The sequence below is a fragment of the Mongoliimonas terrestris genome (assembly GCF_001927285.1).
Classification (GTDB): Bacteria; Pseudomonadota; Alphaproteobacteria; order Rhizobiales; family Pleomorphomonadaceae; genus Chthonobacter; species Chthonobacter terrestris.
Genome location: NZ_MSIG01000001.1, coordinates 500,046 through 524,034 on the forward strand (window position 1 = coordinate 500,046; position 23,989 = coordinate 524,034).

The 23,989-nt window shown below is 70.6% G+C and carries 19 protein-coding genes; 11 read left to right on the forward strand and 8 right to left on the reverse strand.

Annotation, left to right across the window (positions count from 1 at the left end):
- Nucleotides 1–20 precede the first annotated feature (20 nt).
- A complete protein-coding gene (locus BUQ68_RS02125; protein ID WP_075214259.1) occupies nucleotides 21–992 on the forward strand; it encodes an alpha/beta fold hydrolase in 972 nt (323 codons plus the stop codon).
- An 18-nt stretch (nucleotides 993–1,010) separates the two neighbouring features.
- Here BUQ68_RS02125 and BUQ68_RS02130 read toward each other — a convergent pair whose 3' ends face one another.
- Nucleotides 1,011–2,939 (reverse strand): hypothetical protein, encoded by a 1,929-nt coding sequence (locus BUQ68_RS02130; RefSeq protein ID WP_075214260.1) that lies wholly within the window; start codon nucleotides 2,937–2,939, stop codon nucleotides 1,011–1,013.
- Nucleotides 2,940–3,105: 166 nt separating this feature from the next.
- Nucleotides 3,106–5,364: a GumC family protein gene (locus BUQ68_RS02135; RefSeq protein WP_075214261.1), complete on the reverse strand. Its 2,259-nt coding sequence runs from the start codon at nucleotides 5,362–5,364 to the stop codon at nucleotides 3,106–3,108.
- 724 nt (nucleotides 5,365–6,088) lie between these two features.
- Here BUQ68_RS02135 and BUQ68_RS02140 point away from each other — a divergent pair.
- The 9 genes from BUQ68_RS02140 (at nucleotide 6,089) to BUQ68_RS02180 (ending at nucleotide 17,054) form a co-directional block, all read left to right on the forward strand.
- Complete coding sequence (locus tag BUQ68_RS02140; protein WP_075214262.1) at nucleotides 6,089–7,216, forward strand: sugar ABC transporter substrate-binding protein; 1,128 nt, start codon at nucleotides 6,089–6,091, stop codon at nucleotides 7,214–7,216.
- The gene (locus tag BUQ68_RS02145; protein WP_083656115.1) at nucleotides 7,216–8,811 is read left to right on the forward strand and encodes a sugar ABC transporter ATP-binding protein; all 1,596 of its coding nucleotides are present in this window, start codon (nucleotides 7,216–7,218) and stop codon (nucleotides 8,809–8,811) included. The genes BUQ68_RS02140 and BUQ68_RS02145 overlap by 1 nt, the downstream gene beginning before the upstream one ends.
- A complete protein-coding gene (locus BUQ68_RS02150) occupies nucleotides 8,811–9,818 on the forward strand; it encodes an ABC transporter permease (protein WP_075214263.1) in 1,008 nt (335 codons plus the stop codon). Before BUQ68_RS02145 ends, BUQ68_RS02150 begins: the two co-directional genes overlap by 1 nt.
- Before the next feature lie 27 nt (nucleotides 9,819–9,845).
- Entirely contained in the window at nucleotides 9,846–10,070 is a 225-nt protein-coding gene (locus BUQ68_RS02155; RefSeq protein ID WP_075214264.1) for a hypothetical protein, read from the forward strand.
- Nucleotides 10,067–11,479, forward strand: coding sequence for an amidase (locus tag BUQ68_RS02160; protein WP_075214265.1), 1,413 nt, complete (start codon nucleotides 10,067–10,069; stop codon nucleotides 11,477–11,479). Before BUQ68_RS02155 ends, BUQ68_RS02160 begins: the two co-directional genes overlap by 4 nt.
- A gap of 96 nt (nucleotides 11,480–11,575) precedes the next feature.
- On the forward strand, nucleotides 11,576–12,403 hold the full coding sequence (locus BUQ68_RS02165; protein ID WP_075214266.1) for a sterol desaturase family protein: 828 nt from the start codon (nucleotides 11,576–11,578) through the stop codon (nucleotides 12,401–12,403).
- Between the two features lie 458 nt (nucleotides 12,404–12,861).
- Nucleotides 12,862–14,490 (forward strand): FGGY-family carbohydrate kinase, encoded by a 1,629-nt coding sequence (locus BUQ68_RS02170; RefSeq protein ID WP_075214267.1) that lies wholly within the window; start codon nucleotides 12,862–12,864, stop codon nucleotides 14,488–14,490.
- Between the two features lie 141 nt (nucleotides 14,491–14,631).
- Nucleotides 14,632–16,257: an acyl-CoA synthetase gene (locus BUQ68_RS02175; RefSeq protein ID WP_075214268.1), complete on the forward strand. Its 1,626-nt coding sequence runs from the start codon at nucleotides 14,632–14,634 to the stop codon at nucleotides 16,255–16,257.
- Nucleotides 16,254–17,054, forward strand: a complete 801-nt coding sequence (locus tag BUQ68_RS02180) for an enoyl-CoA hydratase-related protein (protein WP_245293131.1) — start codon at nucleotides 16,254–16,256, stop codon at nucleotides 17,052–17,054. The genes BUQ68_RS02175 and BUQ68_RS02180 overlap by 4 nt, the downstream gene beginning before the upstream one ends.
- A 188-nt stretch (nucleotides 17,055–17,242) precedes the next feature.
- Here the strand turns inward: BUQ68_RS02180 and BUQ68_RS02185 are convergent, their stop codons facing one another.
- Nucleotides 17,243–18,028, reverse strand: a complete 786-nt coding sequence (locus tag BUQ68_RS02185; protein ID WP_075214269.1) for an MBL fold metallo-hydrolase — start codon at nucleotides 18,026–18,028, stop codon at nucleotides 17,243–17,245.
- Between the two features lie 26 nt (nucleotides 18,029–18,054).
- Nucleotides 18,055–18,747 carry a D-lyxose/D-mannose family sugar isomerase gene (locus tag BUQ68_RS02190; protein ID WP_075214270.1) on the reverse strand — a complete coding sequence of 231 codons (693 nt, stop codon included), beginning with the start codon at nucleotides 18,745–18,747 and terminating at the stop codon, nucleotides 18,055–18,057.
- A 449-nt stretch (nucleotides 18,748–19,196) separates the two neighbouring features.
- Between BUQ68_RS02190 and BUQ68_RS02195 the strand changes: the two genes are divergently transcribed.
- The gene (locus BUQ68_RS02195) at nucleotides 19,197–19,388 is read left to right on the forward strand and encodes a hypothetical protein (RefSeq protein WP_075214271.1); all 192 of its coding nucleotides are present in this window, start codon (nucleotides 19,197–19,199) and stop codon (nucleotides 19,386–19,388) included.
- Between the two features lie 105 nt (nucleotides 19,389–19,493).
- Here BUQ68_RS02195 and BUQ68_RS02200 read toward each other — a convergent pair whose 3' ends face one another.
- The 4 genes from BUQ68_RS02200 to BUQ68_RS02215 form a co-directional block, all read right to left on the reverse strand.
- Complete coding sequence (locus tag BUQ68_RS02200; RefSeq protein WP_075214272.1) at nucleotides 19,494–20,126, reverse strand: isochorismatase family protein; 633 nt, start codon at nucleotides 20,124–20,126, stop codon at nucleotides 19,494–19,496.
- A 13-nt stretch (nucleotides 20,127–20,139) separates the two neighbouring features.
- On the reverse strand, nucleotides 20,140–21,438 hold the full coding sequence (locus tag BUQ68_RS02205) for an amidase (RefSeq protein ID WP_083656119.1): 1,299 nt from the start codon (nucleotides 21,436–21,438) through the stop codon (nucleotides 20,140–20,142).
- Nucleotides 21,439–21,595: 157 nt separating this feature from the next.
- Nucleotides 21,596–22,678 carry a pyrimidine utilization protein A gene (gene rutA, locus BUQ68_RS02210; RefSeq protein ID WP_075214274.1) on the reverse strand — a complete coding sequence of 361 codons (1,083 nt, stop codon included), beginning with the start codon at nucleotides 22,676–22,678 and terminating at the stop codon, nucleotides 21,596–21,598.
- A gap of 269 nt (nucleotides 22,679–22,947) precedes the next feature.
- Complete coding sequence (locus BUQ68_RS02215) at nucleotides 22,948–23,829, reverse strand: GntR family transcriptional regulator (RefSeq protein ID WP_075214275.1); 882 nt, start codon at nucleotides 23,827–23,829, stop codon at nucleotides 22,948–22,950.
- Nucleotides 23,830–23,989 lie beyond the last annotated feature (160 nt).

Here is a 23,989-nt window from a genome sequence, read left to right on the forward strand (position 1 = left end):
GACCCAGCGGAGCACCCTCGATGACCCTCAGCCCCCGAACCCGCTACCTTCTCGCAGCCGCTGCCGTGGCCGCCGCCTCCGCCCTCGTGGTCCGGGCGGCGGCGCGGCGCGCTGAAAGACGCCACCCGCCGGCCGGCCGCTTCCTGGAGGTGGACGGCGTGCGGCTTCACTACACGGTGGAGGGGGACGGGCCGCCGCTGGTTCTCTTCCACGGCAACGGCAGCATGATCGCCGACTTCGCCGCCAGCCCCCTGGTGCGGGAAGCGGCGCTGCGCTGGCGCGTCTATGTCTTAGACCGGCCCGGCTACGGCTACTCCAGCCGGCCGCGCGGACGGCGTTTCACGCCGGAGGCCCAGGCCGATCTCTTCGCCAAGGCGTTCGCGGCGCTCGGGCTGAAGCAGCCCCTGGTGCTCGGTCATTCCTATGGGGCGCTGGTCGCCGCGGCTCTCGGCATCCGCCATCCGGACGCGGTGCGGGCGCTGGTGCTGGTGTCCGGTGCCTATTTCCCGACGCCGCGCCCTGAAGCGATCATGTTCGGCCTGCCCGCCGTACCGGTCCTCGGCGACCTTCTGCGCCACACGGTGTCACCCCTGGTCGGCCGTCTGATCTGGCCCGCGTTGATGCGGGTGATCTTCGGCCCGCGGCCCGAGCCGGAAAGCTTTCGCGTCGGCTTCTCGAAAGGGCTTGCGCTCCGGCCCGGTGCCCTTCGGGCCAGCGCGGCGGAAACGCTGAACCTGGTGCCCGCCGCTGCCGCGCTCGCCTCGCGTTACAAAGCCCTGAGGATGCCGGTGGTGCTCGTCGCCGGTGCCGACGACCGGATGGTGGACACCACGACGCACTCGGGCGGCCTTCACCGTCTGGTGCCGGGCAGCCGGCTCGTGGTTCTGCCGGGCTTCGGCCACATGGTCCACCACGGCGCGTCGGCGGCCGTCGCCGCGGCGGTTCTGGAAGCCGAGCGCCTCGCCGACGACCAGCGCGCGGCCGCCGCGTGAGCTTTCGCCGGTTTTTGCCTATTGGGCCGTGAGTTCGAGCCTGAGCAAGTCGGGGAGATCCTGCGGCGCGGTCTCCAGCTTGTCGCGGATGGCCTCCAGGGCCACAGGTTCGCTGCGGCCCGACATGAGGCGGAGGGTCGAGGGGTTGTTGATGAAGCTGGCAAGGGCGAAGGCGAAGCGGCTGCGGGTGATCTTGTCCGGAATGGATTCGAACACGAAGGGAACGGTGCTGATGATGCGCTCCTTCAACGTGCGCGAATCAAGGCCGGCATCGGCGGCGATGCTGTCGATGATCGCCACCGTGAGACCCTTGTCGGTGTAGAGGAGGGAGAGGTTGCGCAGGCCCGGCCGGACCTCCCCGACCATGCCGGCATAGTCCTCCAGGAGCCCTCGCGGGATGCCCGTGAGAACGGCGCCGATCGCCAGATCGCCGAACCCGTCCACCCGGAACTCCGTCCCGTCGATGGAGATCTCCTCCTGCACGTCCTGCCAGGAAAGATTGAGCGTGGCCGACGCGGTCAGCGCGTCCCGGCCGGATGCGGTGAGAACCGACCGCAGGCCGTCCGGCAGCAGGGTTGGCCAGAGGCTGAGCCGGCCGACGGATGCGCGGAAGATGGTGGGGAAGTTGCCGACCGGATAGCGCATGCTGAGGTCGGCGTCGGCGAGATCGAAACCCGGTCCGGTCGGCCCCTCGGAGGCCAGACGGCCCACCACGAGCTTTTCCACCTTGAACCCGGAGTAGAGGATCTGGCCGTCGCCGGCGGGTTCCGTGCTGTTGCCGAAGTCCACGTCGTCGGCCTGGAAGCGTTCCAGGGTCAGCTTGGTCCCTGGTTCGTCGACGACCACACGGGCGACCGCCAGGCTGTCGAAACCCGTGTAGGCAAGCCCCTTCAGGGCCATGTCCGAGGCCACGATGGTGCCGACGCTGCCCTTGAACGTCATCGTGGCAAGGTCGGCGCTCTCAAGCGCCAGGTCGCGAAAGCGAACCGGAATGTTCAGCCGGTCCGCAAGGCTGGCGGCGCCGGCATCTCCGGAAAGACGTGGCTTGTGCGCAAGGGCGTTGAGACGGATCCTGTCGAGGCGGGTCGAACTGTCGCCGATCTCCTGCTCCACGCCCTCGATCTCGGCCTTGGCGACGAGCACCCCCGACTTGGCCCGGTCGACGGGCACCGGCGCCCCGTCGGCGAGCCGCTGCAGGAGATCCACGTCGAACCCCTGGAGCGTCACCCGGTCGATGCCGGTCTGCGTGCCGTCGGGCGTCCGATGGGTCAGCGCCTCGGCCACAAGGCTCTGGACCACCCGCCTCACGACACCGGACGTCGCGACGGTGCGGGCGCCGACGGTCATGCCGACCGCCTCGGCGGCGAGCCCCTCGATCCGAGCCTCCGACCAGCCGATGTCGACACCGGGATGTCGGCTGATCGGCGCGCCGGGCAGGGCGGCGTCGAGCCGAAATCCGGTCAGGCTTCGGAAGTCCGCGCGGGCGATCGCGATGGAGACGGGCTGCCCGGCGGCCGTGCCGCGGAGAGCCGCGTTGCTGAGCGCAAGGTCGAGCCGGCTGGCCGCCGCGCCGGAGCCGGGCTTCACGTCGATCGCCTCAACCGTCACAACAAGGCTGCGCGCCGGTCTTTGCGGATCCTCCCAGCGGAGCATGACGGACCCGAGGCCGAGCGTTCCGTCCGGCTGCCGTTCGGATCGGCCGACCGTGAGGGAGGGGGTCTGCCGCAGCAGGGCGTCCACATCGGTCAACAGGGTCAGCAGCGGATCGGTCGGCTCAGGGGCGGTGGTCTGAGGATCAGTCGGCTGAGGCGCTGTGGGAGCGACGACGGGCTGCGCGGCCGGGCTCTGGGACGGCGTCTGGGCGAGGGCGGACTGCACCGGCGCGAGGCCGACGAGCGCCGAGATCGCCAGAACGGACGCACCCGCCCGGACGGAGCGGGCCAGCACACGCGCTCTCCGGCTGGCGGACGCCGAGGTGGCGGCTTGGCGACGGCCGTGAAGCGGGGGCACCAGGATCGATCGCATGAAAATGAACAGCTCCTTGAACCGGTGATCGGCGAACCATCGATCGGGGAACCATCGATCGGGCGAGCCCCGCGGGGGTGCGGGCTCGTCAGGCGATGGGCTTGTAATAGCGGGCCGCCTCCTTGGTGTAGGAATAGGCGCTGGCGTCGGATCCATAGAGCGAGAGCGACTGCAGGGCGCATTTGTTGAGGACGATGCCCTCGACCTTGGCCGTGATCTCCGGATAGGCGCCGAGGATCTCGCGGATCACCCGGCGCGGGGTCATGCCCCACTCGACCACGATGACGAACACATCCACGAGGCCCGCGTGCTCGACGGCGTCGTGAAGGAGGGCAAGGGGCGGAAAATCGACCACGATGGTGCCGTAGCGGTTGCCCGCGCGCGCAACGATGTCCGGCAGGGCGGACGGTCCGTCGCCTTGCCGCCCCGCCGCGTCGTCGTCCGCAGCGGGACGACCCACGAAGGCGAGGCCCGTGGTGGGTTCGACGCCGGCGAGGAAACCGGCCGGCTGGATGCCAAGGTCGGCCGGATCGAGCGCCCCCGGGTGGTCGGTGAAGAACCGGGTCAAGGTCGGATGCCGGGCATCTGCGTCGATCAGGAGGGTCGGCTTGCCGATCCGCGCCATGTGCGAGGCGACATTCTTCGACACGGTCGACTTGCCCTCGCCGGCCAGGATGGACACCACGCCGATCACATGGGCGCGACCGGTGGGGCGGTTGCGTTCCGCGGTGATCTGGATCGCGCGGATCCCCTCGGCAAAGCGGGAGAGCGGCTGCTCCACGGTCAGGTTCATCGGGCTCCCGGCCGCCTTCAGGCCGAAGATCCGACGGCGCCCGCCGCGCCCGGAGGCGACGTCCGGCAGATAGGCGATGAGCGCGGTGCCGAGGTCGTCCTGGATCTGCTCGCGGGTCCGGTAGCCGCGCTCCCGGAACTCCAGCAGCACGACGGTGGCACCGGCCAGAAGGGACGCGAGCACGATCGTGATCACCCCGGCCCTTGGAATGTTCGGGCTCGACGGCCGGATCGGCGTGGTGGCGGGCGAGATGATCCGCGCGTCGCCGACCGGGAAGGTCTCCTGCTCGGCCGTCTCCTGGTAGCGCTGGAGAAAGCTCGCGTAGAGCGCGTTGTAGGTGCTCGCCTCCTGCATCAGCGAATTCAGCTTGGCGAGGGCCTTTCCGTCGTCGGCGTTGCCGGCCACCTGCAGGGCCGATTCCCGCTCCAGCCGCTGGACCCGGTCGCGGCTGATTTCCACGTCGCTCCGATAAGCTTCCAGCGATCGTTTGAGTTCGCTGAAGATGAGCTTCTCGTACTGGGTGACCTGGTCGCGGGCGAGGGCGATCTGGTCGTGGCCGGGTGCCAGCCTCTGCTCCAGTTCCGACAGACGCTTCTGGGCCGCCAGGAACCGGCTCCGCAGGTCGGCCACGACCGAGCTGTCGAGCTCTCCGGACATGGCGCCGGACAGTTGGCGCTCCGAGACGAGCTTCTGCAGCCGCGCATAGCGGGCCTCCGCGTCGGCCAGGGCTCCCCGTGCCGAGCTCAGCTGCACGTTGATGTCCGTGAGGGCGCGCTCGGATACCAGCTGTCCGGACGCGAAGGTCAGGTTGTTCTCGGCCCGGTAGCGCTGCACGGCATCGTCCGCCGCGATCGCCTTGGTGCGGATGTCGCGAAGCCGCTCGTCCATCCAGGCCGAGGCGCGGCGGGCCGCGTCGAACTTTGATTCCAGCTGGTCGGTCAGATAGACGTCCGCATAGGCGTTCGCCACCAGGCTCGCCGTCGCCGGATCGTGGTGGGTGAACTCGATCGCCAGCACGTAGGTCCGGCCGACCCGGCGCACCGACAGCCCCAACTGCAGCAGCCGCACCACGTATTCGCGCCGGACGCTGTCCGGATAGTCCTCGATCCGGTCCGGCGGCTCGATCATGGATGCCAGCTTCGCCACGGCACGGCCGACGAGCGACTTGGGTTCGTTGAGGAAGGTGGTCTGATTGTGGAGATCGAGCCGGCGGCCGACGCCGTCCGCGATCGCGTCGGACTGCAGGAGCTGAACCTGACTGTCGACGGCGCCCGTGTCGAACGCGAGGGACCCTTCCAGCGCGCTCAGCGCCGTCAGGCCCACCTTGCGGGCGTCGATCATCACGGCGACGGACGCGGTGTAGCGCGGGACGGATTGGAGCGTGAGCGCCACGCCGAGCGCCATCGTGCCGCTGAACACCAGGACCATGGCCAGCCAGTGACGGCGGGCGCGCCTGACGAGTTCGCCGATGCCGTGTTGGGGCGATAGCCTTGGCAGCGGGCGCGGCGGGGGGGCGTCGGTCGAGGTCGTCGACAGGCGAGGCGTTGTCAGCATCGGTTGCACCGTCCCGCGAATGAGCCCTCGAGGGAGACGAGGGCGGGTGTACTGCTGCCCGTTGGCCGGTCGGAGCGCCGTCGCACCTGAACGCCGGCTGCGCAAACGCCCGCTTCGCGAGGCCGACTTGACCGTTCCGCAGGCCGCGAACCAGTCGACCGGAAACGCCCGCATGCGCCGGGTCTCGTCAAAGACCGGACGCTCAAGGGTTCGGCGCCCATCTCCGAAGTCCGGTTCGGCGCGTGACCGGAGCCGCGACCACGGCGTCAGTCACGGGTTTGAATGGCATGCGAACAGCACCATGAAATGATTTGTATTCAATTCGATGAGGACTGTATTGAAGGACCATCCATCGGTCAAAAACATATTGAATATAGAATAATACAAGTAAACAGGGTACGGCCTCTCTCTCCTTGTGGGTAGGTCGAAACTGACTATCCGCCCCCCTCGGGAATCGTCCGTCCCGGGTGGTCGGCTCGGCGAAGACCGATGTTTTCGGAAGGCATTTGCCTAGGCGGATTGCCCAATCACACGCCCTTCAGACGGCGTCGGACCGTCGCGGCTCACCGGACCTTGTACGAACCTGAGCAAGTTCCGCCGGAATGCCATGTCCGGACATTGGCACAAGGTTTGCGACCGGCTGGTGGATCGACCCGGTGGCGCGGTTCGCGCGGTCCCACGGGGGCGGGGCAATCCTTCATCCGTGGACCGGGAACTGGAACCCATGCGCCAAATCCTCGTGCGTCTTCCCCTCCGAAGCCTCTTCACCCGGGCGCTTTTCGCCGCCTTCTCCGCGCTGCCCTTCGCCGCGCCCTCGCTGGCGGGCCCGATGGAGGACGCGGAGGCCATCATCGCGGCCCACAAGGCCATGCCGGCCTTCACGGCGCCGGGCGAGGCGTTCGACGCCCGGGCGTGCATGAAGGACAAGAAGATGTTCGTCATTCCGCTGACGATGACGAACCCCTTTAACGTGCAGGTCTCCAAGGCCATGGAGGAGGCGGCCGCCACCGTCGGCTTCCCGCTCACCAACTGGGACAACCAGTTGAAGGTCGACCAGTGGATCCAGGGCATGGCCCAGGCGACCGCCGACGGTTATGCGCTGATCGACCTGCAGGGCGGCATTCCGCCGGAAGCGCTCATGCCGCAGATCGCCGCCGCCCGCGAAAAAGGCATCAAGGTCACCACCACGCATCTCTACGACGTGACCCAGGAGAAGTCCGACAGTCTCGATGCTTCGGCGCGCACCAACTACAGTCAGGCGGGCAAGATTCTCGCCGCCTGGGCCTTCAAGAAGACGGAAGGTAAGCCGAACGTCGTCATCATCGGCTCCGACGAGATCATTCCGACCGCCCCGTTCGTGAAGAGCATCCAGGAGACGCTGGCGGCGCTCTGCCCGGACTGCAAGCAGAAGTACGTGAACGTGCCGGTGCCGGAGTGGGGCACCAAGATCCAGTCCAGCGTGCAGTCCGCCCTGGTGGCCGACCCGGGCATCAACTTCATCCTGCCGATCTACGACAGCATGTCCCAATTCGTTGTGCCGGCGCTTCGCCTCACCGGCCGGGCCGGCCTCGTGAAGATCGCCAGCTACAACGGCACGCCCTTCGTGATCGACATGGTCCGCACCGGCGAGGTGGACATGAACATCGGCGAGAGCCTCGGCTGGGTCGGCTATGCGGCGATCGACGTGAACATGCGCGCGCTCTGCGGCCTGCCGCCGGTCGAAAACCTCAACTCGCCCCTCTACATCTTCGACGCGGAGAATGCCGCCACCGCCGGCGTGCCGGCGACCTTCAACGACGGCTACGGCGACAGCCATATCGCCGGGTTCAAGGCCTTGTGGGGCATCGAGTGATGGACGCGCCCGGCCCGGCCGTCCCGGCGGGCGCGCCGCGCCGGGCCGCCGCTCTCGTGGCGACCAACCTCGGCAAGACCTTCGGCGGGGCGAGGGCCCTCGACGGGGTCGACTTCACGGTCGGTTTCGGCGAGGTCCACGGCCTCCTCGGCACCAACGGGTCGGGCAAGTCGACCCTCATCAAGATCCTGGCCGGCTACCACGTGCCCGACCCCGGCGGGACGCTGCGCCTGTTCGGCGACGCCGTGCCGCTGCCGCTGCCCGCCGCGGAGGCGAAGCGCCAGGGCCTTGCCTTCGTGCACCAGCATCTCGGCCTCGTGCCGTCGCTGAGCGTCCTTGAAAACCTCCGCATCGGCGACTTCGCCGCCGAGCGGCGCTGGCGGATCGACTGGCGCAAGGAGGCCCGGGCGGCCGAGGAGACCTTCGCGCGCTTCAATCTCGCCATCGACCCGCGGGCCGAGGTAGCGCGCCTCAGCCAGGTGGAGCGGGCCCTGCTCGCCATCGTGCGCGCCTTCGAGGACGTCCGCCGCACCCAGACCGAGCGCGGCGGCGGTCTCCTGGTGCTGGACGAGCCGACGCCCTTCCTGCCCAAGGCCGGCGTCGACACGCTCTTTGCCCTGGTGCGGGGCATCGTGGCGGCGGGGGCGAGCGTGGTCTTCGTCTCGCACGACATTGACGAGGTGCGCGAGATCACCAGCCGCGCCACCATCCTCCGCGACGGCCGCCTCGCCGGCACGGTGGACACCGCCACCACGCCGCGCCAGGAGCTCGTCGACCTCATCATCGGCCGCAAGGTGCGCGCCTATCAGGTGGCCAAGCCGGCGGCCGATACGGGCGCCCCGGCGCCGCCGGCCGTGCGCATCGAGGGGTTGGCCGGCGGCGGCGTCGCGCATCTCGATCTTGCGATCGGACCAGGCGAGATCGTCGGGCTGGCCGGCCTGATCGGCTCCGGCTTCTCCGACGTCCCCTATCTGGTAGCCGGTGCCGGCGGCGCCACCGCCGGCCGTGTGACGCTGAAGGGGCGCACCCTGCCGCTCGCCGGGGCGGATCCGCGCCGGGCGCTCGCGGCGGGAGTCGCGCTCCTGCCGGCGGACCGGCTGGGCGCGGCCGGGGTCGGCAGCCTCTCGATCACCGACAACATCACCTTGCCGGTGCTGCCCGGCTTCCGGCGTTTTCTCGGCCTCGACCGAGGCGCCATGGCCCGGAGCGCGGCGGCGCTCGGCACGGCGCACGAGGTGCGGCCGAACCGGCCGGCGCTGCCGCTGGAGGCCTTGTCGGGAGGAAACCAGCAGAAGGTGCTCCTCGCCAAGTGGCTGCAGACGGCACCGGCACTCCTGGCGCTGGACGAACCGACGCAAGGCGTCGACGTCGGCGCCCGCCAGCAGATCTTCGCCGCGCTCGACGCCGCCTCCAAGGCCGGCACGGCCATCCTTCTTGCCAGCACCGACGCGGAGCAGCTCGCCCAGGTGGCGCACCGGGTGCTGGTGTTCGCCAAGGGGCGGGTGGTGGAGACGCTCGCGGGCGCGGACGTCACCAAGGATCGCATCGTCGAGGCCTGCTACCGCAGCGCCCAGCCCGCCGAGGAGGCCGCCTGATGACCGCCGTGGAGACCGCGTCGCCCCCGCCCGCCGCCGACGGTTCCGGCTTTTCGATCAAGGCCTTCGCCGAACGCTTCGGCCTCCTCGGGGCCTGGGCCGGCGTGATCGTGCTGTTCGGCGCGATCAATCCGGACGCCTACCTGACCTGGATCAACTTCTCCACCATGTTCTCCTCCCAGGCCATCCTGGTGGTGCTGACGCTCGGCCTTCTCATCCCGCTGACCGCCGGCGACTTCGATCTTTCGGTCGCCTCCACCATGGTGCTCTCCGCCATGATGGTGGCGGTGCTGAACGCCCTCAACGGCTGGCCGCTCGTCCACACGCTGGTGGTCGTGGTGCTGACCGGAGCGCTGATCGGCGTCGTCAACGGCGTCTTCGTCCTCTATTTCCGCATCCACTCGCTGATCGTCACCCTGGGAACCGGCACCTTCATCAACGGGGTCGTGCTGTGGATCTCCGGCTCCCAGACGATCGGCGGCGTGTCCATGGATCTCGTCAACTGGGTGATCGTCTATCGGATCGGCGGCATCTCGCTCTCCTTCTACTATGCGCTGATCCTCTGTGCGGCGCTTTGGTACTTCATGGAGTTCACCTCGCCGGGCCGGCGGCTTCTCTTTGTCGGGCGGGGGCGCGACGTCGCGCGCCTCTCCGGCATCGCGGTCGACCACGTGCGGCTCCTCAGCTTCGTGGCGGCCGGTGTGACGTCGTCCTTCGCCGGCATCCTCTACGCCGGCATGACCGGTTCGGCCGACCCCTTGTCGGGCCTCACCTACTTGCTGCCGGCGTTCGCCGCCGCCTTTCTCGGTGCCACCAGCATCGTGCCGGGCCGGTTCAACCCATGGGGCTCGTTCGTGGCGGTCTATTTCCTGGTCTCCGGCATCACCGGGCTCACCATCCTCGGCGTCGACACCTTCGTGCAGAACCTCTTTTACGGCGGCGGGCTGGTGATCGCCGTGGCGCTCAGCCAACTGGTGCGCAAGCGCCAGCCGCAGAGCTTCTCCTGAGCCTCTTTCCTCAAGGATACCAATCGCATGGACGACAGCGTGACACGCGCCTGGGGCGCTCTCATCGACCGGATGTCCGGTGGCGGCGACGCGGATGCGGCCATCATGGCGGCGCAGCTGGAGCGGGCGGCGACGCTCCTCGACCGGCCGGCGATCGATCCGGGTTCGCTGTTCACGCTGGAGCCGTCCTCCTATCCGGCCGCTCTGGACCGGTTGGCCGGATCCGACGCCGGCGGGGAGGCGGGCCGATGAACGACGTCGCCTCCTGGACCCTCACCGAAGTCGCCACGGCGCTCCGCGACCGCACCGTGTCGTCGGTGGAGCTGACCTCCGCCCTTCTCGATCGGATCGCGGCCTGGAACGGGGTGGTCAACGCCTTCGTGGCCGTGGAGGCGGAGACGGCGCTTGCCGCCGCGAAGGCCGCGGACGCGGCGCGGGCGGCCGGGCAGCCGATCGGCCCGCTCGCCGGAATTCCGTTGGCGCACAAGGACATGTACGACCGCGCCGGGGTCGTCACCGGCTGCGGTTCGCGCATCCGCGCCGGCCATGTGGCGACCGAGACCGCCACCGTGATGGCCCGCCTGGAAGCCGCCGGCGCGCTCCATCTCGGCCGCCTCAACATGTCGGAATTCGCGCTCGGGCCGACCGGGCTCAACGCCCATCACGGGCGGGCGTGCAATCCGTGGGACCCGGCGGTGGTCACCGGCGGGTCGTCCAGCGGGTCGGGGGCGGCGGTGGCGGCGGGGCTCGCCTACGGGGCGCTCGGCTCGGACACGGGCGGGTCGATCCGGCTGCCCTCGGCCATCTGCGGCATCGCCGGCCTGAAGCCGACGCAGGGGCGGGTGAGCCGGCACGGGGTGATGCCGCTCTCCTTCTCGCAGGACTGCGTCGGCCCCATGGCGCCGACCGTGGAGGATGTGGCGCTGCTCTACGGGGTGATCGCAGGCGCCGACCCCAAGGACCCGACCGCCAGCACCCGTCCGGTGACGGTACCGAAGGTCCGAAGCCGGCTCGACGGCGTTCGGATCGGCCTCTCGGACTGGACCGGCGCGGACTTCGACGGGCTCACCGCCAGCGCCCACGCGGACGCCCGGCGCATCCTGGAAGGCCTTGGTGCAACTGTGGTTTCCGTTGAGATGCCGGATCCGATGGCGCTCGGCGAACTTTCCAACGTGGTCGCCATGACGGAGGCGGCGGCCATCCATATGGACTGGCTGAGCACGCGGCCGGAGGACTACGGCGACCAGGTGCGGGCGCGGCTGCGGCAGGGCCTGACGGTTCCGGCGGCGCTCTACCTAAGGGCCATCCAGATGCGGACGGTGCTGGTCGGGCGGATCGTGGAGGAGGTCTTCGGGCGCTGCGACGTGGTCATGCTGCCGGTGCTGCCCTTCGTGCCGCCGACCAGCGCGGAGATGGATGGCGACCCGGCGGGCGGGGCGGCGGTGCCCCGGATGGTGGCGGTGATGGCCCGGTTCACACGCCCGATCTCCTACCTGGGATTGCCGGGCCTGTCGGTGCCGATCGGCCGATCGCACGGAAATCTGCCGATCGGGATGCAACTCGTCGGCCGGCCGTTCGACGAGGCGGGGATCCTTTCCGTCGGCATGGCGTTCGAGCGGGCGGCCGGATCGAAGCGCCTGCTGCCGGCGCTTCCCGCCTGAGCGGCGCCTTGGTTTCGCCGCCCGGTCGGTGCTAGGGTGCGGCGCGGAAAAGGGGCGTCGGGCCGGGTCCGGCGCTGAACGGATGCGGACGTTTGCATGACCATGCTGGCCTGGACCCTGGCGGAATTCGCGGCGCTCTACGGGGCCGTCTATGCGGTCAATGTGGCCGGATACTTCCTCGTGTGCGGGGCTATCGACCATGTGAATCGCCGCAATCCGGAGCGGCGGATCCAGAAGAACCGTCGGGGCGACAAGAGAATCCGCGAGGAGATCCGTCACAGCCTGAAGTCGATCGCCGTCACGGCGGCGTCGCTATCGATCGGCATCTTCGCGGTCTCCAAGGGCTGGACGCTGTTCCAGGTCTGGCCGCTGACCTGGTGGACGGCGGTGCCGCTGTTCGTCTTGTGCATGGTGCTGTTCGATGCCTGGTTCTACTTCGGGCATCGGCTGCTGCATACCAAGCTCTTCTACAAGTACCACCTGCTGCACCATCGCAGCGTGGCGCCCACGGTGTGGAGCAGCGACTCGATCGGCCTTGTGGACACGGCGATCTGCCAAGGTTTCTACGCGGTCGTGCCCATCATCCTGCCGTTCCCGCCGCAGATCCTGATCGCGCACCGGGTCTTCGACCATGTGAACGGCACGTTCGGCCACGCCGGGTTCGAGTATTTCGCGTCGAAAACGGCGCGCTATCCTTGGCCGCTGCTCTGCGCGACCTATCACGACCTGCACCACAGCGAGTTCAAGTACAACTTCGCCAATTACTTCTCGGTCTGGGACCGGCTGCTCGGCACCGCGCACCCGACCTACGACCGGATGGTGGAGGCCATGGAGGTGGATCCGGCGCCGATCCGGCTGGCCGGCCCGCCGGCCCCGGACCTCGGCCGCCCGGCGCCGCGCGCCGCCGGCACCCCCGCCGAATAGACGAACGGGGACAAGATGTCGCCAATGGAGCGGTGGATGTCGCCATTGTAGCGGGGACTGTCGTCCTCCATGCCGCGTCGGCGCGTCCCGTCTCGGTAGGCGAAATGACCGTGTGCCGCGAGGCACTTACCGGATCCCGACGGGTTCGGCCGCGGCTGCCTACGTAGCGTCCTTGTAGCCCATGTTGTCGTGCCTGTAGCGGCCCGGTGACCGCTTGGCATTCTAACCGGTCGCCTAGCGGCCGAGCGACCCCCATGATCCGCACCGGAACGCAACCCTGGATGGGTGTTGCCGCCACCCTGTAGGCGCGCGTCGTCGGTCGAACACGCGCCGCGTCGTCTCCGCGTCCGGCGTGGCGCGACCCTCGGTCCGACGAAGCCTTTCCCCTGCCGCAAAAGATGCACTAGCGTCGATCCCAGACGCGGCGGGCAACGCCGGGCGAGGACGGGAGGAGACCCATGGGCGATCTCACCATCGGGATCGATGTCGGCACGGGCAGCGCCCGGGCTGGCGTGTTCGACGGCAACGGACGGCTGAAGGGCGCGGCCAAGCATCCGATCAAGATCTGGCATGGATCCGGCGACCGGGTGGAGCAGTCCTCCGCCGACATCTGGGCGGCGTGCGCCGACGCGGTCCGCCGGGCGCTGCAGGAGGCGGGCGGCGATCCGGCCGCGGTGCGCGGGATCGGCTTCGACGCCACCTGCTCCCTGGTGGTGCTGGGCCCGGACGGCCGCTCCCTGCCGGTCGGCCCGGAGGGCGACCCGGAGCGGGACGTGATCGTCTGGATGGACCATCGGGCGGTGGCGGAGGCGAAGGCGATCAACGCCGGCGACCACGCGGTGCTGCGCTATGTGGGCGGGGCCATCTCGCCGGAGATGCAGACGCCCAAGCTGCGCTGGCTGAAGACGCACCTGCCGGAGACCTTCCGGGCGGCCGGCCACTTCTTCGATCTTGCCGACTTCCTCACCTTTCGGGCGACCGGCAGCCTGGAGCGGTCGGTCTGCACGGTCACCTGCAAGTGGACCTATCTCGCCCACGAGGGCCGCTGGGACGACGGCTTCTTCCGGGCGATCGGCCTCGCCGACCTCGTCGCCGACGACCACGCCCGGATCGGCCGCACCATCGTGCCGCCCGGCACCCCCCTCGGGCGCGGGCTTACCGAGGCGGCCGCCGCGGACCTCGGGCTCCGGCCCGGCACGCCGGTGGCCGCCTCCCTGATCGACGCCCACGCGGGCGCCGTCGGATCGCTGGGCGGGGCGCGGGAGGACGGACGGGTCGCCTACATCATGGGCACCTCCGCTTGTGTGATGGCCTCCACCGAGGAGGCGCGCTTCGTCGACGGGGTCTGGGGACCCTATGCGGGGGCGCTCGGGCCGGGCGCCTGGCTGAACGAGGGGGGACAGTCGGCGGCGGGCGCCGCCATCGACCACCTGGTCCGCCTGCATCCGGCCTTTCCTGCCGTGGCGGCGGCCGCGGCGGCGGCGGGGCTCGACCCGGTGGCGCTCCTGGAGAAGCGGGTCGTGGCGGCGGCCGGGCCGCTCGGCGGCCCCGCCCTGGCGGAGACCGCCTTCCGGGCGCGGGACCTCCACGTGCTGCCCGACTTCCTCGGCAACCGCTCGCCCCATGCGGACCCGGACGCCCGCGCGGTGGTGGCCGGGCTCGGCCTCGACACCGACGAGGAGAGCCTGGAGCGGCTCTATCTCGCCGGCCTCTGCGGTCTCGGCTATGCGGCGGCGGAGGTGCTGGAGGCGCTCGCCCGCGCCGGGGTGCCGGCGCGCACCCTGGTGGTGAGCGGCGGGGCGGCCCGTTCGCCGCTCGTCCGCCAGATCCTCGCCGACGCCACCGGGCTTTCGGTCTCCGTGCCGGCGACCGCCGAACCGGTGCTGCTCGGCGCCGCCATGCTGGGCGCGGTGGCGGGCGGCCTTGCGCCGGACCTGGCGACGGCCGGCCAGCGGATGGCGGCGATCGCCGAGGCGGTGACGCCCGCCGGCGGGAGGGTGGCAGCCTTCCACGCGGCCAAGCGGCGGGTGCACGACCGCTTGCGGGCGGTGGAGACGGAGAGCCGCGCCCTGATGGCGGGCGCTTGATCGCAAGCGCTCCCGGGCGTCCGGCCGAGGTGCGCCGGATGCATGGTTTCGGGTCGATCCGTCCATGGTCGGTCTGGACTTCGCGGACGGCCGCGGACCAAATCGCCGCAACCGCACAAGAACCCTTTCGGGAGAACGCCCATGGCGAGCCGGATCTTCGACGAAGGCCTCGACAAGACCCCCGCCAACCACCAGCCGCTGACCCCGCTGGTCTTCCTGGAGCGGGCCGCCGACGTGGCGCCCGACCGGGTGGCGGTGATCCACGGGACCATGCGGCAGACCTATGGCGACCTGCGCGCCCGCGCGCACCGGCTGGCGTCCGCGCTCGCCGGCCGCGGCCTGTCGCGCGGCGACACGGTGGCGGTGCTTCTTGCCAACACGCCGGCCATGATCGAGTGCCATTACGGCGTGCCGATGTGCGGGGCGGTGCTCAACACGCTCAACACCCGGCTCGACGCGGCGACGCTCGCCTTCATCCTCGACCACGGCGAGGCCAAGGTGCTGATCACCGACCGGGAGTTCGCGGCCGTGGCGGCCGAGGCCCTGGCGCTCGCCACGGTGAAGCCGCTGGTGGTCGACTACGACGACCCGGTCTTCCAGCAGACCGGCGCCCGGCTCGGCAGCCTCGACTACGAGGCGTTGCTGGCGGAAGGCGATCCGGACGCCCGCTTCGACGGCCCGGCCGACGAGTGGGACGCCATCAGCCTCAACTACACCTCCGGCACCACGTCGAACCCGAAGGGCGTGGTCTATCACCACCGGGGCGCCCACCTTCTGGCGCTCGGCAACGTGGTGACCTGCGCCATGCCGAAGCATGCGGTCTATCTCTGGACCCTGCCCATGTTCCACTGCAACGGCTGGTGCTTCCCCTGGTCGGTGTCGGCCGTGGCGGGCACCCATGTGTGCCTTCGCCAGGTGCGGGCGGCGCCGATCTATGAGGCGATCGCCGAGCACCGGGTGACGCACATGTCCGGGGCGCCCATCGTCATGTCCATCATCCTCGGCGCCAAGGACGAGGAGAAGCGGGCGGTCGCCGCGCCGGTCACCTTCCTTACCGCCGCCGCGCCGCCGCCGGAGGCGGTGCTTTCGGCCATGAACGCGGCCGGCTTTTCGGTGACCCACCTCTACGGCCTGACCGAGACCTACGGGCCGGCGGTCGTCAACGAGTGGAACAGCGACTGGGACGCGCTCGCCGCCGGCGACTGGGCGACCCGCAAGGCCCGCCAGGGCGTGCGCTACCTGCTCCTTGACGGGCTCGACGTGATGGACCCGGACACCATGGAGCCGGTGCCGGCGGACGGCACCACCATCGGCGAGGTGATGTTCCGCGGCAACGTGGTGATGAAGGGGTACCTGAAGAACCGGGCCGCCACCGCGGAGGCCTTCCGGGGCGGCTGGTTCCATTCGGGCGACCTCGGCGTGAAGCACCCGGACGGCTATCTGCAGCTGAAGGATCGCTCCAAGGACATCATCATCTCCGGCGGCGAGAACATCTCGTCCATCGAGGTGGAGGACGCGCTCTACAAGCACCCGGCCGTGGCGAACGCCGCCGTGGTGGCCAAGCCCGACGACAAGTGGGGCGAGACGCCCTGCGCCTTCGTGGAGCTGAAGCCGGGGGCGGAGGCGACCGCCGAGGAACTGATCGCCTGGTGCCGGGAGAAGCTCGCCCACTACAAGGTGCCGCGCCACATCGTGTTCGCCGAACTGCCGCGCACCTCCACCGGCAAGATCCAGAAGTTCAAGCTGCGCGACCAGGTGAAGGGATGAGCCGGATGGGCGCCAAGGCGGAGACTTCGGCCGTTCCGACGGACGCGCCGTTCGTGGAGACCGTCGTTTCGGACGGGATCGCCACCCTGACGCTGAACCGGCCGGGGCGCGCGAACGTGCTCTCCGCCGCCATGATCGCGGCGCTTGACGCCGCACTCGTGGCGGTGGACGCGGACCCGGCCGTGCGGGTGGTGGTGATCGCTGCCAACGGCCGGATCTTCTCGGCGGGCCACGACCTTGCCGAGGTTCGCGACCTGCCGGACCGGGCCGCCCGGGAGGCGTTGTTCGCCCGCTGCTCGGCCATGATGCAGCGCATCCCGGCGCTTCGGGTGCCGGTGATCGCCAAGGTGCAAGGGGCGGCCGTGGCGGCCGGCTGCCAGCTGGTGGCGAGCTGCGACCTCGCCTATGCGGCCGACGGCGCGAGATTCGGCGTGAGCGGCATCAACCTCGGGCTCTTCTGCGCGACGCCGTCGGTGCCGCTGACCCGCTCGGTCACCGCCAAGCAGGCGGCGGACCTGCTCTTCACCGGCCGGCTGATCGCGGCGGAGCGGGCGGCGGCGATCGGCCTCGTGTCCGCCGCGGTGCCGGCCGACACGCTTGGCGCGGCCGTGGACGAGGCGGCGCGGGCGATCGCCGCCAAGCTGCCGGCGGCGGTGGCGCTCGGCAAGCGGCTCCTGCGCGACCAGGCGGGGCTCGGCCTTGCGGCCGCCTACGACCTCGCCGGCCGGCGGATGGCGGAGAACATGGACGACACCGAGACCGGCCGGCTGATCGACGGGTTCCTCGGGCGGTCGTGACGGGCCGCCGGCTCCGGAGCGGTGCGCCGACGGTGGGCCCCGGTGGCTCGGTACCGTCCCGAGCCGGGTATCATGCACCTTGATCGGAGATCGCTCCAAGCCCCGGATCGCCGGCTGTCGTCCCGCCGACCCTTGGAGCGCTCCAGGTTGCCCCGGCGCAGGGGAGGACCGCCGAGCGGCGGCGCGCGTCAGCCGGGCCGGCTGTCCAGATAGCCGGCGGCGAGGGCCTTCAGCCGGTCGCGGCCGAACGGGCCGTTGTGGCCGCCGTGGACGACGGCGACGGGAAGGTCCGCCAGCCGGGCCATGGTGGTCCGGTAAGCGGGGATGCTGCCGCCCGGCAGGCTGTCGATCAGCGTGCCCTCGTAGACGGCGTCGCCGGCAAAGAGCGCGTCGCCCGCCGGATCGAGAAGGCCGATGCCGCCGGGGGAGTGGCCGGGCAGGTGGAGGACGGTGAGGACCCGGTCGCCGAGGTCGATGGTGTCGCCCCCCTCGACGAGACGGGTCGGGCGGATGCCGGTCGCCCGGAAGCCCGCCACGTCGAAGCCCTCGGCGGGGACGGCCTCCAGGAGCGGGCCGCCGGTGTCGAAGCCGAGCGCCGCCAGGGTGGCGACGGCCGGGGCGCCGAACTGGGCGAAGGAGAGGCTGTCCGCCGGGTCCGGCCGGGCGAGGGCGTCGGCTTCGGCCGGATGGACCAGGATCTCGGCGCCGGCGAACTGGTGGTGGGCGCCGATGTGGTCCAGGTGGGTGTGGCTCGCCACCACCACGAGAGGCTTGTCCGTGAGGCCGCGGACGAGGCCGGCAAGGTCGGCGACGCCGAGGCCGCTGTCGAAGAGGACGGCCCGGTCGCGGCCCTCGATCAGGAAGACGTTCGCCCGCATCAGCCGGTGCGCGCCCGGTTCGGTGATGCGCGTGACGCCGGGGGCGGCGGCCGCGACGGAGAACCAGGGGCTGCGGACCGGGAGGCTGAGGGACAAGGGCGGAACTTTCCGAAGGGGGGGCGTCAGGGCAGGCGGCGGTCGTTGACGAGCGGGCGGACGATGGGGGCGTCCTCCTCAATGGTGGAGAAGCGGTCGAGCGGCTCGGCGAAATAGTTGTCGGTGGCGTCGTCGTTGACGGACGACACCTCGCCGATCACCACGTCGCCGTCCGCGCCCCAGAAGGCGTGGAAGGTGCCCGGGAAGAGGGTGACGCTGGCGCCGGGCGGGAGATTCACCACGGTGCCGGGGGCGAGCCGGTGCGCGCGGCCGTCCAGATGGGCGGTCACTTCGGCCGCGGTGTCGATGCCGCCGTCCGGCGCCGCCATGAAGAGCTTGATGCCGAGGGTGGCGCCCGGATCGAGGCTCGCCCGGCAGATGATGTCCTCGGTCTTCTCCACGTGGCGGTGCATGGGGGTGAGCTGGTCCCGGCGGGCGATCATGATCTTTTCCGCGTAGGGCCGGTTGCCGGACCGTCCGGCGCCATCCGGGCGGCCGTTGCGGGCGGTGAAGAGGAGGAGGCCACGCCGGGCGAAGTCGCCGCTGCCGAAGTCCGTCACGTCCCAGCCGCAGCCGGTTTCCACCAGATCGCGCACGGCCTCGCCGGCCTCCGCCCAGTCGGCCGGCCCCCAGGCGGCGAAGGGCGGCAGGGCGATGCCGACGCGGGCGAAGTCGGCCGCCGCGCGGGCGATGTGGGCGTTGATCTCGGAGCGTTTCATGGGACTGTCGCCTTGTCTGCCGCGCCCTGTACCGTCACGTCCGGGCGCCATTCTGCCTCCTTCGTAGGCAAGGTCGGGCGTCCTGTCCACGGGGGAGGGAGGGGGCGGTCGGGTCGGCGTGGGTGGGATGGTGGGGACAGGGCTGCAGGCGGTGGAGGTTCCCCCTCTCCCCGGCCCTCTCCCTCCAGGGGAGAGGGGGACCGGTGGCGGGGTTCGGGCGGGATATCGGCTGGCGCGCATCACCGCGGTGCGGCGCATTGCAGGGTTGCGGCGATCACCGGAACCAAAGGTGCCGGAGGTGTGTTGAGGCGGCTTCGGCATGCACGACCGACGCAAGAATGTGTTAACCATGTTTTCGGGCATGGTGGATCTTCAGGGGCGCCTGACGTGTTCTCATGACAACGGCGTTTTTGAATCGAATGCGCCCCAATATCCGCAAGGCTCCAACAATGATGGCCACTGATACACCAAAGCTCTCCTACGATCTTCAGCGCCATCTCGGCCGCTGCGTGAAGGTCGGCTCGGAAGACATGCTGCACGAACCGCTCAGCGGCCGCATGGAGGACCTGCTGAAGCGGCTGGAAGGTGGATCGGAGAACCCCGCCAAGACGCGCCCGCCCCGCGGCGGCCTGAGTTCCTGAGGAGGAACCGCCGCCGGATTCCGCGTGCGGTCCCGGCGTTCCCGCGCCTTTTCGTGCGCGGGTCCGTGTCGAGGCGCTGGCGACCCGGTGCTCCGGGTGCGCGCCTCAGGCCGTGACGGTCGCCAGATAGTCGAGGATCTCCGCCTCCGTCACCACGTCCGCGTATTTGGCGCTCATGTCGTAGAGATTGGCCCGGTGCGGGCCCTCGGCCCGGTCGCCGCAGGCGTCCGCCACCACGATCGGCACGAAGCCGTGGCTCATGGCGTCCACGCACGTCGCGCGCACGCAGCCGCTGGTGGTGAGGCCGGTGAGGATGACGCTGTCGATGCGCGCCGCCGTCAGCGTGGAGGCGAGCGAGGTGCCGAAGAAGGCGGACGGATACTGCTTGGAGACGACGAGCTCGTCGGCCCGCGGCGCCAGACCCTTCGGCCAGCCGCCGAGCGGATTGCCGGCCTCCATGCAGGTGAGCGCCGGGACCTTACGGTGGAAGATGCCGCCGTCGAACCGGCCCTGGGTGTAGACCACGTTGGTGAAGATGGCCGGCACGCGCGCCGCACGGGCGGCTTCGAGCACCCGGATCGCCGCGGCGAGCGCCGCGTCCACCCCGGCATAGAGCGGCGACGTCGGCTCGAAATAGGCCTCCACGAAATCGACGAGCAGAAGGGCGGGGCGCGCCCCGTAGCCGAGCCGGTGGTGATAGCCGGCGCGGGCGTAGTTGGCGTCGAGATCGTCGGCCATCGGACGGGTTCCTCTATGCGGCGGATCGATCGAGCACCGGCGCCAGCGCCGCCGCCACGGCGAGCAGGCGGCGGTCGGAAAGGCGCGGGCCGGCGAGGGTGACGCCGACCGGCATGCGGTTCGGTCCGGTGAAGGCCGGCACGTTCACGCAGGGTACGTGCAACAGCGTCCAGATCTGGTTCATGACCGGATTGCCGGGCCGTCGGCCGACGGGCGCCTCGCCGGGCGCGCTCGGCGTCAGCACCGCGTCGTAGGATCGGGCGATGCCGTCGAAGGCCACCCGGCAAAGGGCGGCGAGGTCGTAGGCGGCGATCAGGTCGTCGGCCGAAAAGCCCTCCCGGTTCTCCACCCGGCTGCGGAAGTCGTCGTGCAGCCGGTCGCCAAAGGTGCGGGCGAGCGGCAGGAAGGCGGTGCGGCCTTCCGAATGGAGGATCACCTTGTGGGCGGCGGTCAGCCCGTCGAAGCGCGGCGGCAGCGTCAGCTCGTCGACGACGGCGCCGGCGTCGCGAAGCCGCGCGGCGGCGTCCATCAGGGCGTCGCGGCTCGGCGCCTCGGTGCTCTCCCATTCGGGCGAGCGGCAGACGGCGATGCGAAGGCCCGCCGGGCCGGCGACGGGCGCCGGGTCGCCGGGCAGGCCGAAGAGGTCGGCCATGAGGTCGAGGTCGGCGACGGAGCGGGCGTACCAGCCGACGGTGTCGAGGCTGACGCTGTAGAACTTGGCGCCCTCCCGGCTCACCGTGCTCCACGACGGCTTCAGCGCATAGGCGCCGCAGAAGGAGGCGGGGCGGATGGTCGAGCCGCCGGTCTGGGTGCCGAGGGCGAGCGGCACCTGGGCGTCGCCGACCGCCGCGGCTGATCCGGCCGACGAGCCGCCGGAGGTGCGGGAGAGGTCGTGCGGGTTGCCGGTCGGCGCGTCGCGGCCGGCGGCGGCGAACTCGGTGGTCTCGGTCTTGCCGATGAGGACGGCGCCCGCCGCCCGGAGCACGGCGACGCACGCGGCGTCGAGGCTCGGCCGATGGCCGTCGAACAGCGGCGAATTGTAGGCGGTCGGCATGTCGGCCGTGTCGATCATGTCCTTCACGGCGACCGGCACGCCGTGGAGGGGGCTCCGCCGGGGCTCCTTGTCGAGCTCGCGGGCGATGCGGATCGCCCGGTCAGGGTCGAGATAGGCGAAGGCCTTGAGGTCGCCGTCGCGGGCGGCGATCCGCTCCAGGCAGGCGCGGGTGAGCGCCTCGGATGTGAGCGTGCCGGCGGCGAGCCGGGCGCTGGCCGCGCTGGCGGTGAGGGCGTGGAGAGGGCTGTCGTCGGTCACGGGCGTCGGCCCTTCCGGGGTATGGCGGATGCGGGGATCGGCAGGAAAGGATTGTACCGCCGGGGTCGGGGCGAACTCCGGCCGGCGTGTCCGGCCGCGTCGACCGCGGCCACAGGAAGACGATCCGAGCGGCCGGCGGGCCGCTCGGCGGGACGGATCAGGCGGCGGCCTTCAGCTTGTCGGCGCGGCAGGCCATCAGCGGCTGGATGTGGGTGCCGAAAGCCTCGATGCCGGCGACGAAGTCGTCGAAGGTCAGCATGATGCCCTTGGTGCCCGGCACGGCGGCGGCCTCGTCCATCAGCTTCGCCACGGTGGCGTAGGAGCCGACCAGGGTGCCCATGTTGAAGTTCACCGCCTGGTCCGGCAGGTTGATGGTCTTGGCCGTGGAGGTGGCGTCGGCGGTCTCGTCCTTGGAGCCCTGGTCGGCCATCCAGGCGAGCGCGTCGGCGTCGACGCCGGCCTTGTAGGAGAGCCACTTGGCCATGGCGGCCTCGTCGGTCTCGTCGGCGATCACCATGAAGAGCACGTAGGCGCCCACGTCGCGGCCGGTCTTGGCGACCGCGTCGATGAGCTGCTGGTTGATGGCCGCGTGGGCGGTGGGGGTGTTGACGCCGGTCGCCAGGACGAAGTTGTAGTCGGCGTATTCGGCGGCGAACTGCATGCCGCGCGGGCTCTGGCCGGCGGCCACGATCTCCACCTTGGAGGCCGGCACCGGCTTCATGTGGCAGTCGTTCATCTGGAAGTGGGCGCCCTTGAAGTCGCTCCGGCCCTCGGCCCACAGCTCCTTCATGATGGTCACGTATTCGGTGCCGTAGTCGTAGCGGTAGCCGAACCAGTCGTCGCCCGGCCAGACGCCCATCTGGTCGTACTCGCCCTTGGCCCAGCCGGTGACGATGTTGACGCCGAACCGGCCGCCGGAAATGCTGTCGATCGTGGTGGCCATGCGGGCCACCATGGCGGGCGGCAAGGTGAGCACGGCCGTGGAGGCGAACAGCTTGATCTTGGTGGTGACGGCGGCGAGGCCCGCCATCAGGGTGAAGCTCTCCAGGTTGTAGTCCCAGAACTCGCTGGCGCCGCCGAAGCCGCGCAGCTTGATCATCGACAGGGCGAACTCGAAGCCGTGCTTCTCGGCCGACTGGACGATCTGCTTGTTCAGCTCGAACGTCGGCTTGTACTGCGGCGACGTGGTGGAGATCAGCCAGCCGTTGTTGCCGATCGGGATGAAGACGCCGATGTCCATGGGTTCGGGCTCCTGTTGGTCCGGGACGTCCGGCCCGAACCGCGTCGCGGCGGTCGGGCAGGGTCTTATGCCGGACCGTCTAGCAAGGAGGGTGCCAGGATGTCCGCATATGTGCGGACATAGTCTTCCGCCGTCGCGGACCGACCGGACTGCCCAAGGCCGGTTCAGCTGCCCACGGCCAGTGCCGGAAAAACGGGCGGCCGGAGCGTGCGGCCGGGTCTTGGATCGGACGGGCCTCGGATCGGACAGGGCGGATCAGTCGGGCCAGATCAATCAGGCCGGAAGGTCATCGAGTAGGAGAAGCGGTCGGCGGGCAGGAGGGTCTTGGACATCTGCAGCAGGCGCCCGCCGGATCCGAAGTAGCGGCGGGTGATCTCCAGCGCCAGATCGCCGGCGGCCGAGCCGAGAAAGCCGGCGCGTTCCGGCGGGATGGCGGCGGGGCGGATGTCCTGCTTAATCTCCACCACGTGCTCGCCGGAGCGGTCCTCCACCAGGGCGAACACGGCGGTGCGGAAGGTGTCGATGCCCTTGACGTGGTTGCTGAGGCGGGCGTCGAGCCAGACCTCGTTCCAGCAATAGGCGGTGTCGGCGGGCACGTGGTAGCGCGGGCCCTCGAACCAGTGCCAGCGCCGGCCGGGCCGGCAGGCGAGGTCGCTGGCGAGCCGGCCGCGGGCCTCCACGTCGGCCCGGCGCAGGACGCGGAACTCGGTCTCGCGGGCAAGCTCCATGAGGTCCGCCACGGAGCCGACCGAATAGGTGGTGCGCCAGTCCCGGCTCGACGCCTCCACCCGCGTGCCGACGCCCTTGCGGGCGGAGAGAAGGCCCTGGTCGCGCAGGTGCGCGATGGCGTGGCGGACGGTCTGGCGGCTGACGCCGAGGCCGGCGGCAAGGTCGTTCTCGGTGGGCAGGAGGGAGCCGACCGGCAGCAGGCGGTCGCGGATGCGCCGCTCGATCAGCTTGGCCACCTGCAGGTAGAGCGGCACGGAGGAGCCGTCGGCGCCCCCGCGCACCCCGGCGAGGTCGTCCGGGCCGAACCCGGCGCCGGACTCGCCGCCGGACCCAGGCCCGGACCCAGTCCCGGACCCGTTCTCCGACTCGCTCACCGAAACGCTCCCGGCCCCTGGCGGCGTCTCCGATCCGTCGGCGGCCATGCGTGTCATCTCCCTCCAAAGGGTGCGGTCCGGCCGCGCGCGGCGCGCCGGCGGCGGACGGCGGGCGGTTCCCGTTCTCGGGGTTAAGCCAATGCGGCGCGCTCGGCAACGGTCGGGCGCGGCGGCACCGGCGGGGGGATCTCCAAACGGCGGGGCAGAC